12 protein-coding genes are annotated in these 13,101 nt (G+C 49.0%); 5 read left to right on the forward strand and 7 right to left on the reverse strand.

The features are described from left to right. Nucleotides 1-18 precede the first annotated feature (18 nt). From rfbD to AB3G37_RS09925, 7 genes are all read right to left on the reverse strand, one after another. Nucleotides 19-873: a dTDP-4-dehydrorhamnose reductase gene (gene rfbD, locus AB3G37_RS09895; RefSeq protein WP_369790536.1), complete on the reverse strand. Its 855-nt coding sequence runs from the start codon at nucleotides 871-873 to the stop codon at nucleotides 19-21. Further along, nucleotides 870-1,406 carry a dTDP-4-dehydrorhamnose 3,5-epimerase gene (gene rfbC, locus AB3G37_RS09900; protein ID WP_009634973.1) on the reverse strand — a complete coding sequence of 179 codons (537 nt, stop codon included), beginning with the start codon at nucleotides 1,404-1,406 and terminating at the stop codon, nucleotides 870-872. The genes rfbD and rfbC overlap by 4 nt, the downstream gene beginning before the upstream one ends. A 1-nt stretch (nucleotide 1,407) precedes the next feature. Beyond that, a complete protein-coding gene (rfbA, locus tag AB3G37_RS09905) occupies nucleotides 1,408-2,286 on the reverse strand; it encodes a glucose-1-phosphate thymidylyltransferase RfbA (RefSeq protein ID WP_009634972.1) in 879 nt (292 codons plus the stop codon). Between the two features lie 21 nt (nucleotides 2,287-2,307). After that, the gene (gene rfbB, locus AB3G37_RS09910; RefSeq protein ID WP_369790537.1) at nucleotides 2,308-3,369 is read right to left on the reverse strand and encodes a dTDP-glucose 4,6-dehydratase; all 1,062 of its coding nucleotides are present in this window, start codon (nucleotides 3,367-3,369) and stop codon (nucleotides 2,308-2,310) included. A 38-nt stretch (nucleotides 3,370-3,407) separates the two neighbouring features. Further along, the gene (locus AB3G37_RS09915) at nucleotides 3,408-4,316 is read right to left on the reverse strand and encodes a glycosyltransferase family 2 protein (RefSeq protein WP_369790929.1); all 909 of its coding nucleotides are present in this window, start codon (nucleotides 4,314-4,316) and stop codon (nucleotides 3,408-3,410) included. A 71-nt stretch (nucleotides 4,317-4,387) separates the two neighbouring features. Continuing rightward, entirely contained in the window at nucleotides 4,388-5,533 is a 1,146-nt protein-coding gene (locus tag AB3G37_RS09920) for a polysaccharide export protein (RefSeq protein ID WP_369790538.1), read from the reverse strand. Between the two features lie 1,355 nt (nucleotides 5,534-6,888). Further along, complete coding sequence (locus tag AB3G37_RS09925) at nucleotides 6,889-7,830, reverse strand: LysR family transcriptional regulator (protein ID WP_369790539.1); 942 nt, start codon at nucleotides 7,828-7,830, stop codon at nucleotides 6,889-6,891. Between the two features lie 117 nt (nucleotides 7,831-7,947). Here AB3G37_RS09925 and AB3G37_RS09930 point away from each other — a divergent pair, with 117 nt between their 5' ends. The 5 genes from AB3G37_RS09930 to ansP all read left to right on the forward strand — a co-directional run bounded on the left by AB3G37_RS09930 (nucleotide 7,948) and on the right by ansP (nucleotide 13,086). Beyond that, on the forward strand, nucleotides 7,948-9,159 hold the full coding sequence (locus tag AB3G37_RS09930; RefSeq protein WP_369790540.1) for an MFS transporter: 1,212 nt from the start codon (nucleotides 7,948-7,950) through the stop codon (nucleotides 9,157-9,159). A 195-nt stretch (nucleotides 9,160-9,354) separates the two neighbouring features. Beyond that, nucleotides 9,355-9,900: a peptide-methionine (S)-S-oxide reductase MsrA gene (msrA, locus tag AB3G37_RS09935; RefSeq protein ID WP_369790541.1), complete on the forward strand. Its 546-nt coding sequence runs from the start codon at nucleotides 9,355-9,357 to the stop codon at nucleotides 9,898-9,900. A 73-nt stretch (nucleotides 9,901-9,973) separates the two neighbouring features. Continuing rightward, on the forward strand, nucleotides 9,974-10,807 hold the full coding sequence (locus tag AB3G37_RS09940) for an AraC family ligand binding domain-containing protein (RefSeq protein WP_369790542.1): 834 nt from the start codon (nucleotides 9,974-9,976) through the stop codon (nucleotides 10,805-10,807). Between the two features lie 54 nt (nucleotides 10,808-10,861). Further along, nucleotides 10,862-11,314: a DUF2000 domain-containing protein gene (locus tag AB3G37_RS09945; protein WP_369790543.1), complete on the forward strand. Its 453-nt coding sequence runs from the start codon at nucleotides 10,862-10,864 to the stop codon at nucleotides 11,312-11,314. A 302-nt stretch (nucleotides 11,315-11,616) separates the two neighbouring features. After that, a complete protein-coding gene (ansP, locus tag AB3G37_RS09950; protein WP_369790544.1) occupies nucleotides 11,617-13,086 on the forward strand; it encodes an L-asparagine permease in 1,470 nt (489 codons plus the stop codon). Nucleotides 13,087-13,101: the final 15 nt, after the last annotated feature.

Below are 13,101 nucleotides of genomic sequence, written 5' to 3' on the forward strand. Positions count from 1 at the left end.
AATGGAACTCAGGCTAAATTAAAATTTGCGAATAATATCCTGTAACGCTGCATCCCAATCAGACAATGCAACGCCTAAAGATTTTATTTTTTCCCCATCAAGCACTGAATAAGCTGGACGCTTTGCCGGAGTAGGGTATTGTTCTGTTGTCATCGCGGTGAGCGCAGGCTTTTTCTCAAGTCTTCCTTCAGCGACAGCGACATCAAAGATTTTATCGGCAAACTCGAACCACGAAACCTCACGATCGCCACCATAGTGATAAATCCCACCTGATGCTTCAACTTTAAGCAGAGTAATCAGCGCATTGGCTAAATCACCTGCATAAGTTGGACAACCGCGCTGGTCGCTGACAATGCCAAGGGCATCACGCGACTCTGCAAGTTTGACCATCGTTTTGACGAAGTTATTGCCGTATTCGCTGAACACCCAGGCAGTACGGACAACGGCTGCCTCTGGAAGCGCGGCCAAAGCCGCATTTTCACCGTCAAGTTTAGTTTTACCGTAAACGCCCAGTGGATTTGTTGCGTCGGTTTCAAGATAAGGGTGGTTGCCCTGACCATCAAACACATAGTCGGTAGAAACGTGGACGAGTTTTGCACCCACAGCACGAGCGGCCAGAGCCAGATTTTGCGGGCCTTGAGTGTTAACTTTTGCGGCCTGTTCTGGTTCGCTTTCTGCTTTGTCGACGGCGGTATAAGCGGCTGCGTTAACAATTGCATCAGGTTTCAGAGAGGAGACAATCTCTTCAACCTGTGATTTGTTGCTGATATCAAGCTCAGCTGATCCGAAGGCGTGCAGCTGCCAGCCTTCAGGTAAGCGATCCTGAAAACAGCGGCCTAATTGGCCGCTTGCTCCGGTGAGTAAAATTTTCATTTCACCAGTTCCTGCAAAGTCTTACCTAGCTTGTCTTTTGCCGACAGCAGAGGGTCCTCAATTGGCCATTCGATACCCACTTGTGGATCGTTCCAAAGCAGGCAACCTTCAAGCTCTGGAGCGTAGTAATCCGTACATTTATATTCAAAATCGGCCACATCAGACAGCACAACAAAACCGTGTGCCAGACCAGGAGGCACCCAGAACTGGGTTTTGTTTTCTTCCGACAGCAGTACACCGTACCATTGACCGTAAGACGCTGAATCCGGTCGAATATCCACGGCAACGTCGTAGACTTCGCCGCGAACTACGCGCACCAGTTTGCCCTGTGGGCGCTCGGTCTGGAAGTGCAGGCCACGCAATACGCCTTTGGACGAACGTGAATGGTTATCCTGAACAAAATCCAAATCGATATTTAGCATCTCCTGGTAGCGTTTTTTCTCAAACGTTTCCAGAAAGAAGCCACGGCTGTCACCAAAAACTTTAGGCTGAATTATTTTGACACCAACAAGGGGAGTATCAATGATTTCCATCTTAGATTTCCTTGGTTTCAATCAGCTGAGACAGGTATTTGCCATATCCGGTTTTAGCCAGAATCTTCGCCTGTTCTGCTACTTGCTCACGCGAAATCCAACCTTTACGGAAAGCAATTTCCTCTAGACAGGCCACTTTAAAGCCTTGGCGTTTCTCAATAGTGTGAATGAACTGGGAAGCCTCAAGCAGGCTGTCGTGCGTGCCGGTGTCTAACCAGGCAAATCCGCGACCCAACTGCTCGACTTTAAGTTTACCCGCATCCATATACATCTGGTTTAGCGTGGTAATTTCCAGCTCGCCGCGATGAGATGGTTTGATTTGCTTAGCCATTTCAACAACGTGATGATCGTAGAAGTAAAGACCGGTCACCGCCCAGTTAGAACGAGGCTCGGTTGGCTTTTCTTCGATAGAAATAGCACGATTTTCTTTATCAAACTCCACCACGCCAAAGCGTTCCGGGTCCAGAACCTGGTAGCCAAACACGGTTGCACCTTCACCGTTGTTTTGCACCGCGTGCTCGAGTTTACGACCAAAGCTTTCACCGAAGAAGATGTTATCACCGAGGACCAGCGCACAGGCTTCACCGTCAATAAACTCTTCACCGATGATAAATGCCTGAGCCAGGCCGTCTGGGCTTGGTTGGATAGCATAAGACAAGTTAATGCCGAATTGCGAACCATCGCCCAACAGGCGCACGAAACCTTCGTTATCTTCTGGCGTTGTAATAATCAGAATGTCTTTGATACCCGCCAGCATCAATACGGAAATTGGATAATAAACCATTGGTTTATCATAAATTGGGAGCAGTTGTTTCGACACACCGCGGGTAAGTGGGTATAAGCGTGTGCCAGAGCCGCCCGCCAGAATGATACCTTTCATTATGCTGTCACCTTAAATTTTTTACTTAGAAAGACCAAGACGCTCTGTCCAGGTGCCTGCTTTAATGGTATTTACCCACTCGAAGTTGCTCAGATACCATTCAACCGTTTTACGGATACCTGTTTCGAAAGTTTCTACCGGCTTCCAACCCAATTCGCGGTCGATTTTGCTGGCATCGATAGCATAACGCTTATCATGCCCAGGACGATCGGCAACCCAGGTAATCAAATCACGGTATTGCTTAACTCCCTCTGGTTTCTCGGGAGCCAGCTCTTCAAGTAAGTCGCAAATAGTGTTGACCACGTCAATATTCTGACGTTCGTTGTGACCACCGATGTTGTAGGTCTCACCGACTTCGCCTTCGGTAACAACTTTGTACAATGCACGAGCGTGGTCTTCAACATACAGCCAGTCGCGGATCTGATCGCCTTTGCCGTATACAGGTAGAGCTTTACCAGACAGTGCGTTCAGAATAATTAACGGGATCAGCTTCTCGGGGAAGTGATATGGGCCGTAGTTGTTTGAACAGTTGGTCACCAATGTTGGCAAGCCATAGGTACGTTTCCAGGCTCTGACCAAATGGTCGCTGGCAGCTTTGGTGGCTGAATACGGGCTGCTCGGAGAATATGGCGTTTCTTCGGTGAACAAGTCGTCAACACCGTGCAAATCGCCATACACTTCATCGGTAGAAATATGATGGAAGCGGAAAGCGGCTTTTTTGTCTTCAGACAGCGGTGTCCAATAGGCGCGCGCTGCTTCGAGCAGGGTGTAGGTGCCTACAACGTTGGTCTGCACAAAGGCCGCCGGGCCGTCGATTGAACGGTCAACGTGACTTTCTGCTGCCAGATGCATCATTGCATCGGGTTGGAATTCGGTGAAAACTTTGTTTACCGCTTCCGCATCACAAATATCAACCTGGGCAAAGTGATAGCGCGCGTCGTCGCTTACTGGCGCCAGTGAGGCGAGGTTACCCGCATAGCCAAGGTTATCAATAACCAGCACTTCATCCTTTGTGTGCTGAATAATGTGTCTTACGACGGCCGAACCAATAAAGCCGGCACCACCTGTTACGATAATTTTCATTGTGTCCTCAATAAATACGGTAATAGCAGCGGGGGGAATTATTTCCAATATCGCTTGTGCATACTCAATCTTTGATTCAAACCGAATGGCAGAGTTTTATAATTCTTCCCTAACTTATATCCGATAATCTTCATTGCATTGTTTATGCACGCCCGAGGTATTGAAATAATTCCATGTTTGAGCAGAAAGCGCAGCTCAGAAATAATAAACTTCTTACCTTCACCTCCAGCACCACCAAAGTTCTCAAAAATCCACTTCTCTTTGCCATGGAATACGCCAATATCAAAGTAGCGTTTAAACTCCTCGACAGGGGAGTAGTTATGAGAATGTCGGGCTTTCGCATCAGCGACATAAGCCACCTTGTAGCCGGCTAATACTGCTTTGGCAGCGAAGTACATATCTTCGCAGAGGATAGTATTTGACGGAAAACCACCGAGTTCCTTAAATACGGAAATACGGTACGCCGCGAATGAGTTAGAGGAAAAAACAGTTTTAAGACCAACACGATCAGCATCGGCCAAACTATAAACTTGACTTTGCGCGCGATAGTTAAAACTGCGGGCATGACTGGCAATTGGCGTTGCATCATGGTGCGGCAACTGTCGGCCATAGGCACAGGCAACTTGCGGATCTTTAAAAACCGCCACTAACTGCTCTAGGCTACCTTCTTCTAGGATGGCATCTTGAGTTAAAAAGATGACGATTTCGCTGTCCTCAGGTCCTAAACCAGCTAACACATTTCGTGTACCGCCATGATTAAACTCTTGAGAAGAAATACGAGTAACCTTGAACCCAGCCTGTTCGGCTAATAAATCAGTACTATCTTTACTACCGGAATCAATAACCTGAACATAAAGATCCGCAGAGGAAAATTTCTTTATGCTGTTTATCGACTCCTTCCATACTTCACCACCATTATAGGTGGGTATCGCCACAAAGTATTTCATCATCTATCCAGGTTGAGCCAGAGATGAGTAACAACCCCCACTCTGAACGGATGTCTTGCGGGGAATTAATGTTAATCCCAGTTATGAATATATTGTGCACTTTCAGCCATACTGTTAATACCGGTGATTGTTGGCAAGATGCTGCTAATTACGTTATTCCAACGCACAATTGGAGCTGTCGTAACATAGACGACATCATATGGCTGCAATTGGAAATTGGTGCTCAATAACATGGCTGAAGCATCTTTGGCTTTAAGCTGATAAATATCGGCAATTTTGCCTTTATCATTGCCCTGACCATTTTGAATACCGCGAATAACAAATACGCCCTGCGCATCGGCAAGATCCTGTGAAAGTCCGCCAGCATCGCCCAGCGCTTCGGCCAGTGTCATGCCGCTACGGTCCATCTTGAGAGTGCTTTGAGTGGTCACTTGTCCCATAACAAAGACTTTGAGATCGTCATTGCGAGGAACGTAAAGAATATCCCCCGGGTAGAGAAGGCGGTTTTGGGTTAGATCACCTCTTTGCATAAGCGCTTGCAATGATAGACGCTCGTCATGACCGTTATGTGTCAGCACCACATCACGCCAGTCTGCATCTTTGTCCAATCCTCCCGCGGCGTTAATTGCATCAACCACGGTAAGAGGAATATTGGTGATAGCCTGTTGGCCTGATGTAACCACTTGGCCAGTGACATAAACTTTTTGAGATCGGAAAGAAGCAACGCTTACATCAATTTGTGGGCTTTCAACATAAGTTGATAGACGCTTTTTAATGTCGGCGCGTATTTCTTCCAGAGTTAGACCCGCAACCTGAACTTTGCCGATATAAGGGTAGAATATCGTTCCATCAGACCCAACCCAGTTACCTGTATCACTTGCACTACGGTAGCCACCGGCCGGGGTGGTTAACTCTGGGTGATCATAAATGGTGATGGTTAAAATGTCACCGATGCCAACATGATATTGATAGTCTTTGAGAAGATTATTTAATTCAGGATTAGGACGAGAGATTACCTGAGGTGCCTGCATCCTATCGACCAACGTCGGAGTGATAGGGTAAACGTTTACCAGCTTGTCCAGGTCATAATCACTGTCTGGCACCTTAACGACATTTTTGCCGCCTGTTGATAAGCTTTGTCCAGGTATTACTGTACAACCGCCTAAAATACCCACAGCAAAGAATAGCGCAGAAAATTTAAACAGATTTTTGTGCATAGGTTCCAGACCATTTAGTTTTAAGAATTACTGTCTACATCATTTTTGGTTAGGTAAGCATAAATCTCAAAGAGGAAATACCAATACTTATAACCAGAAAATTGTAAGAAATAGCGCGTTATGCTGAAGTACCAGACCATTGCCGAGAAAAAGATATGCTACCGCCCTTGGCTCGTAGCTACCAATGCACTAAAAATGATGTATATAATCTCAGTAAAACTTCAGCCAACAGACAATAACAGCCCTTGATCTGCAAAGAAAATAACTTTGCTAAATTATTTCATCAGTCATGAAAGTCTAATGCCGCGAGGAAAGTATTATTACTTATCCAGCTTGATGTTTTGACATTTCTAGACTACGAAAACAATCATTGCTTGGTCAGTGGATGAATCCGAAATCATAATACAAAGTTTTCCGGTTATCACACCTCTTCCGTGAAAGTGAACTTTACTGTCAAATTCGCTTTAGCGGAAGCAGGGTACTGTAAAACCAATGTCTTAGGGGGTTTAAAACCCGCTTTTAAGACTTTACCTATAAGCAACATCCGACTATTTCCAAACAAATACTCTGGAAAGCTTAAGTTCATTGCTGCTGTACGTATATTTATTACTCGAAATATGAAGCTCATGCATCATTAAAAATTAAATAAGGAGCGTTATAAAAGTCGACAGCAACTGATGGTGATCTAAAATAACACTTTTGTTATTTTTTACAGATGAGAATAGAGCGATGGATTTTAACGTGCCGTCCGCACGAGCGCAGGTTACTTGCCCAGGCGATAAACGCTTTAAGGTAATCTCACTTTCTACAGGTTTAAGCAACGTTGTATCAGCCTCGTGACTATGTGAAGGGGCGCTTAACTAAGCACCGTCATATCGTGCCATGATAGCAAGTTGATAATGGCACAGCCAGAGCATTTTTTTTACGAAAGATTATAATTTTCAAGGTTTTTTGATTGCATTTTTGTGAAACTCAACCCTAGACCGCACATTTAGTATATATAATACGATTAAGCCTGCCGCGCAACACCTCAATGAGGTTAAAGTCGGAGTTTTTTTGAATAAACCAAACAAAATTTTGTATGGTCATCACTGGGCTATTGTAGTGGCTTATGTTTGAAAACCGCTTCAAAAGCTATTCCTCATCCTGAAATAACTGTCGATAGTGATGCAATAGTTCTAATTAGAAACAACCTTACGATTTCTTAACCTTATTATTAGACAATCGGTCAAAAAGAATTCGAATAATACTCGGCAATTGACACTGCGATTAATTTAACTGCAATTCGAGTCTATTTAGCACGGGGCTCTGCAAAATCTACTGCAAAAAATTCGGTCAAACTTGTCGCCAGGAAATTAGGTATTACCCGCTGGCCGAGTTCCGCTTAGCTGCGGCATGACTTTTCGTATCAGCTCCAGGAACTTCAATAGCCTTGCCGGATAATAGCTGGCATAGGGGTAAATTAAGTATACTGGCAGCGGCTTTGCTCCCCATTGCGGCAGAATATGCAGCAGACTGCCGTCGGCAATATTGTCACTGACAATCCATGCTGATACCAAAACCGCACCCAGCCCATTTTCAGCAGCCTTGCGAGCAGCATACAGGCTGTCGGTACTCATTCTTGGAGCAATATCGAACTGGTAACTTTGTCCGCTATCTTTATGTTGAAGAGTCACCTCGTTACGATAATAAGTGCTTAATGCAACCCAGGGCAGCACGGCCAAGTCTTCAATTCGTTGAATTTCAGGATATCGCGCCAGCAGTGCGGGGGAAGCTACGGCAATGCGCGGCACTTCAGCCAGCAGCACTGCTACCATGGAAGGGTCGGTGATTTCGCCCACCTGGATCATGCAGTCGATGTGTTCAGAGATAAAATCCGGCGTTCTGTCGTTGAGCATCCAGTCCACCGACATATTGCTATAGCGTTGCAGATATTCGGTCAGTGGGGCAATGAGCTGGTCCTGTCCAAAAGCGTGCGGGGCACGAACGCGTAAAGTTCCTTCCGGCTCATCAACAGTGCCGCGCAGCTCATCTTCCAGCGCGCTCCATTTTTCAATCAGCATCTTGGCGTGGCGATAGCAGCGCAGGCCGTCATCGGTTAGCTTCATGGCGTGAGTCGTTCGCAGGATCAGTTTTGCGCCCAGCATGCGCTCCAGCGTCTGTAACCGTCTGCTCACGGTAGGTTGGCTGGTCTGCATTTGCTGAGCCGCAGCCGAGAGACTGCCGCTTTCCACGATGCGTATAAAAGTATGCATCAGGTCTATGCGGTCTATGCCGCCAATTGAAGATATGCTCATACGTACTACGTATAACAGTTTTACCCTGGAGCTGACTACCACTATTGTGCCCGCTAATGGAAAATGCATCCGGTAATCACAATAACAATTCCCACCCACTTTAGTAGGACAATGATTATGTCTGAATTACAGGGCACACCTGACATCGCCGTTGAGGAAGAGCCCGCGCTTCCCGGAAAAATGGTATTTACCTTGGCCGCTGGGGCTGGCTTGAGCGTTGCTTCTATTTATTACTGTCAACCCATGCTGAGCATTATCGGGCCGGGGCTGAATGCAACGCTCACGGAAACCGGCATGGTGCCAACGCTAACGCAAATCGGTTACGCGTTGGGGATCCTGTTGCTGATCCCACTCGGCGACCGTTTCGATCGCCGGTTGATTATCATGATCAAAAGCTTGTTACTGACGATTGCGCTATTGATTTGTGGCTTTGCCCCCAACATTCACAGCCTGCTTCTCACCAGCCTGATGATTGGTGCAACAGCGACGCTGGCGCAGGACATCGTGCCTGCCTCCGCGGCATTGGCTCCGGCGGCGGTACGAGGGAAAACCGTCGGCACGGTGATGACCGGCTTACTGGTTGGGATCCTGCTTTCGCGCGTGGTCAGCGGCGTAGTCGCCGAATATTTTGGCTGGCGAGCTATGTACCAGCTGGCGGCCATCAGCGTGGCGCTTATCGGTATTGCCCTGTGGCGCGTATTGCCAAAATTTACGCCGGGCACCGGGATGAGTTATCCGGCCTTGCTGCTGTCGATGCGTCACCTGTGGCTGCAGTATAAAACGCTGCGCCGTGCCGCACTGGCACAGGGATTATTGTCAGTTGCCTTCAGCGCCTTCTGGTCAACGCTGGCCATTATGCTCAACAACACTTATCACCTGGGCAGCGGCGTTGCCGGTGCTTTCGGGTTAGCGGGTGCCGCAGGTGCACTGGCAGCACCGCTTGCCGGCAAACTGGCCGACAAACAGGGACCGGCCGCCGTCACGCAGATTGGCTCCGCGCTGGTGATGCTGTCTTTTGCTGCGATGTTCCTGCTGCCGCTGCTCTCTCCTCATGCCCAGCTGGCGCTAATTGTCCTCAGCGCCATTGGCTTTGACCTCGGCGTGCAGGCGTCGCTGGTCTCGCACCAGACGCTGGTTTATGGACTAGAACCGGCCGCGCGCGGTCGCCTCAACGCCTTGCTGTTTACCGTGGTGTTTATTGGCATGGCGGCAGGATCGGCGTTGGGCAGTAAAGCACTTGAGCTGGGAGGATGGCCGGGGGTCATTACGCTGGCGTGTCTGGCCGGAGCCGCCAGCCTGTTAGTGCGTTTCATGAGCCGTAAAATCTAGCCGCAGGCGCCGTTGAGCAGAGTTTACTCCAACGGCGCTTTTTTTGACCGGTACAACACTTTTAGACGCCTGTTCGCCACCTTATTTTCTCTCCACGGCACATACTGCTCACCCACCCACTAGTTCAAATTACTTTAAAAGTGTAGCCTGTGTGCAGGGTGCAACCACCACCGAGTTTTAGCAGAGGAAAAAACAATGACTATTGAGTATGCAATTGTAGCTGGCGGCTGTTTCTGGTGTACCGAAGCGGTATTTAAAGACGTTATCGGCGTTGAAACTGTAGAAAGCGGCTACATTGGCGGCACTACGCCTAATCCGACCTACGAACAGGTGTGCAGCGGCGAAACTGGCCATGCCGAAGCGATCCGTATTGGTTTCGATCCGGATAAGCTTAAATACGGCGACCTGCTGGATATCAGCTTCGCCACCCACGATCCTACCCAGCTGAATCGTCAGGGTAATGACATCGGCACTCAGTACCGTTCGGCTATTTTCCCGCTGAATGGTCAGCAGGAAGTCGAAGCCGTGGCCGCCATCGCGCGTGCGCAGGAGGATCACAATGTGCCGGTCGTGACCGCTATTGAACCTATTTCAACCTGGTATTCTGCCGAGAACTATCATCAGGATTACTGGGACGGTGCGGGCCAGCGCAATGGCTATTGCATGGCGGTGATCCCACCAAAACTGCAAAAGCTGCGTAAGAGCTTTGCCAACCGCACTAAATCGCTGCAAGAAAAATAATACCCTGTATTCTCTTCCCTCTTTATCGAGGGGAGAGTTTTTAATCCCGCAATAAATCGCTGAATCAACGCTGATGAGCAACGACTGGATTGATGTTCGCCATTCGCCCGAATACCAGATTGAAACTATTCAGGCGCATTTTGAAGGTCATGCCTATGATCCGCACTGGCATGACAGCTATCTGGTGGGCGTGACTCAGCAAGGCACCCAGCAGTTTCACTGCCGACGCAATAAAATCACCAGCACACCCGGCGACATCTTTTTACTGGAACCCGGCGAAATCCACGATGGCGACGCGCCTGCCGAAGGCGGATTCACCTATCAGACCTTTTATCTCAGTCCTGCCTGGCTTGACCGCGAAATCCGCCACCTGTTTCACCAGACGCCCAGTAGCTATGAACTGTCTTTTGCCAAAACGTTGCACAGCGATCCCCGCCTGGCGCAAAGCATTGCCCAGACTTTTCAGCTGCTCCATTTTGGCGAGTTTAAAATTGTGCAGCAAAGCGCACTGGATAATCTGCTCGCCCATCTCGCGCCACATATTCACTGGCGAGCCGAAGCCGCCAGCGCGCACGAGGCGATTTCCTGCGCCCATCAGGCCCGCGAAATTATGCACAGCCGCCTGCATGAGGACCTCTCCTTGCAGGACCTGGCCGTGATCACCCAGACCGATCGTTTCACGTTGACCCGCGCTTTCAAGAAGGCGTTTGGCATGGCGCCGCACGCCTATCTGGTGCAGCTGCGGCTGGCCGAGGCGCGAATTCGCCTGTCGCAGGGCGAGAAACCGGTTCAGGTTGCCGCCGAATTGGGATTTGCCGATCAGAGCCATCTTGGGCGCTGGTTTCGACGTGCCTATCGACTTTCTCCCGCGCAATATCGCCAAATCTGCACAAATCTTCCAGACTAAACCCGCTGCATACAAGACAATCAGCCTTTATTTGTGAGATGGAGTAAAGCCTAAATGTCTGCCGAATTATTGACTCAAGACACCCCTGAAAATCAATTTGCACTGCCAGAACGTCTGGTGATTGTGCTTAATCAGGATCTTCCCACTGGAAAGGCCGCCAATGCTGCCGCCGTATTGGCCATGACCCTCGGTCAGCGTCATCCAGAGCTGATTGGTGAACCGTTGGAGGTTGCAGACGGTAAATGCTACCCCGGACTCATCCCGCTCGGCATTAGCGTGCTCAGCGCTTCTGAGCTGGAGCTCACAAATTTACTCATCAGCGGCGGTGAAAAAGGCTACGACATGACGATTTTTCCGGCAGACGGACAGCAAACCACCAACTATCAACAGTTCCGTGAAGCGGTGGCAATGCAGACAGAACAGCAGCTTGTATTGTTGGGCGTGGCGATCGCCGGTGAGAAAAAAGGGGTCAGAAAGCTGGTCGGCAAGCTCGCTCTTTTTGCCTGAAATATGAAATTGATCACAAGCATCCCCGGCAGCACTGGGGATGTTTCGTTCAATAAATGCGCTGAATGGCAAAATATCGTACTGATAAGACGATTAATAGCGATTTAAAATGAGGTTTTTTTTGCCACACTCCAAGATAATAGGGTAGCATCTTCCGCCGTCGCCTTCGTTAACTCAAAATTAACCTTGGTAGGTCAAGAATAATACAGTGGTGAAAAGCCACGATAGGCGTCAGCAATTGCAATCGTTTGCTCATGTTGAAGGCCGGGCGTGAAAGAATTCTTTTGGAGAACAGGTAAGAAATGAAACGACATAAAAAAACTGCGGAAGAAAAACACGCAGCCAAAAGGCGTTGGCTGGATTCTCATGAGGAAGGTTATCACAAGAGCATGGGCAATCGTCAGGTTCAGATGATTGCTATCGGTGGTTCGATCGGTACTGGCCTGTTTTTAGGTGCCGGTGCGCGCTTGCAAATGGCCGGTCCGGCGTTGGCGCTGGTCTATCTGGTTTGTGGTATTTTCTCTTTCTTTATCCTTCGTGCATTGGGTGAACTGGTCCTGCACCGTCCAACCAGCGGCAGCTTTGTTTCTTATGCCCGCGAATTCCTTGGCGAAAAAGCCTCCTACGTTGCCGGTTGGATGTATTTCCTCAACTGGGCAATGACCGGCATTGTCGATATCACCGCCGTAGCGCTGTATATGCACTACTGGGGGACTTTCAGCGACGTTCCACAGTGGATGTTTGCTCTTGGCGCATTGGCAATTGTCGCCACCATGAACATGATAGGCGTCAAATGGTTCGCCGAAATGGAGTTCTGGTTTGCGCTGATTAAAGTTGCTGCGATTGCCGTATTCCTGATTGTTGGCGTGGTGTTCCTGGGCAGCGGTAAAGAGCTGGCGGGTCAACCTACCGGCTTGCATCTGATTACCGATAACGGCGGCATCTTCCCGCACGGGCTGTTACCGGCGCTAGTGTTAGTGCAGGGCGTGGTCTTTGCCTTTGCCGCCATTGAGCTTGTGGGCACTGCGGCGGGCGAAACCAAAAATCCTGAAAAAATTCTGCCGAAAGCGATTAACAGCGTTATCTGGCGTATCGCACTGTTCTATGTTGGTTCCGTTGTGCTGCTGGTTCTGCTGTTGCCGTGGAATGCCTATCAGGCAGGCCAAAGCCCGTTCGTGACCTTCTTCAGCAAGCTGGGTGTGCCTTACATCGGCACCATTATGAATATCGTGGTGCTGTCAGCGGCGCTGTCGAGCCTGAACTCTGGCCTGTACTCTACCGGTCGTATTCTGCGCTCCCTGTCGATGGGCGGTTCTGCCCCTAAGTTCATGTCGCGCATGAGCAAGCAGCAGGTCCCTTATGCCGGTATTCTGGTCACCGTTGCCATCTACATCGTTGGCGTCGTGCTGAACTACTATGTGCCGTCGCAGGTGTTTGAGATTGTACTGAACATTGCGTCACTGGGGATTCTTAGCTCGTGGGGCTTTATCGTGGTTTGCCAGATGAAACTGCGTAAGGCAATTAAAGAAGGCAAGGCGAAAGACGTGTCCTTCAAGATGCCAGGCGCGCCAGTGACCTCATGGCTGACCCTGCTGTTCCTGTTCAGCGTGCTGGTGCTGATGGCGTTTGACTATCCAAACGGTACCTACACCGTGGCGACCATTCCTCTGCTGGTTGTATTGCTGGTGTTTGGCTGGTTTGGTCTGCGTAACCGCGCGAAAGAAGTCAAAGCGCTGGAACAAGAACACGCAGAGAATTTTGACGCGAAATAAGGTTTAACCTTCTCG

Source organism: Rouxiella sp. WC2420, assembly GCF_041200025.1.
In the GTDB taxonomy this organism is placed as follows: domain Bacteria; phylum Pseudomonadota; class Gammaproteobacteria; order Enterobacterales; family Enterobacteriaceae; genus Rouxiella.

Coding starts and splice junctions, on each gene's coding strand:
- rfbD (WP_369790536.1), bottom strand. CDS start 873: ATGAAAATTTTACTCACCGGAGCAAGCGGCCAATTAGGCCGCTGTTTT.
- rfbC (WP_009634973.1), bottom strand. CDS start 1,406: ATGGAAATCATTGATACTCCCCTTGTTGGTGTCAAAATAATTCAGCCT.
- rfbA (WP_009634972.1), bottom strand. CDS start 2,286: ATGAAAGGTATCATTCTGGCGGGCGGCTCTGGCACACGCTTATACCCA.
- rfbB (WP_369790537.1), bottom strand. CDS start 3,369: ATGAAAATTATCGTAACAGGTGGTGCCGGCTTTATTGGTTCGGCCGTC.
- AB3G37_RS09915 (WP_369790929.1), bottom strand. CDS start 4,316: ATGAAATACTTTGTGGCGATACCCACCTATAATGGTGGTGAAGTATGG.
- AB3G37_RS09920 (WP_369790538.1), bottom strand. CDS start 5,533: ATGCACAAAAATCTGTTTAAATTTTCTGCGCTATTCTTTGCTGTGGGT.
- AB3G37_RS09925 (WP_369790539.1), bottom strand. CDS start 7,830: ATGAGCATATCTTCAATTGGCGGCATAGACCGCATAGACCTGATGCAT.
- AB3G37_RS09930 (WP_369790540.1), top strand. CDS start 7,948: ATGTCTGAATTACAGGGCACACCTGACATCGCCGTTGAGGAAGAGCCC.
- msrA (WP_369790541.1), top strand. CDS start 9,355: ATGACTATTGAGTATGCAATTGTAGCTGGCGGCTGTTTCTGGTGTACC.
- AB3G37_RS09940 (WP_369790542.1), top strand. CDS start 9,974: ATGAGCAACGACTGGATTGATGTTCGCCATTCGCCCGAATACCAGATT.
- AB3G37_RS09945 (WP_369790543.1), top strand. CDS start 10,862: ATGTCTGCCGAATTATTGACTCAAGACACCCCTGAAAATCAATTTGCA.
- ansP (WP_369790544.1), top strand. CDS start 11,617: ATGAAACGACATAAAAAAACTGCGGAAGAAAAACACGCAGCCAAAAGG.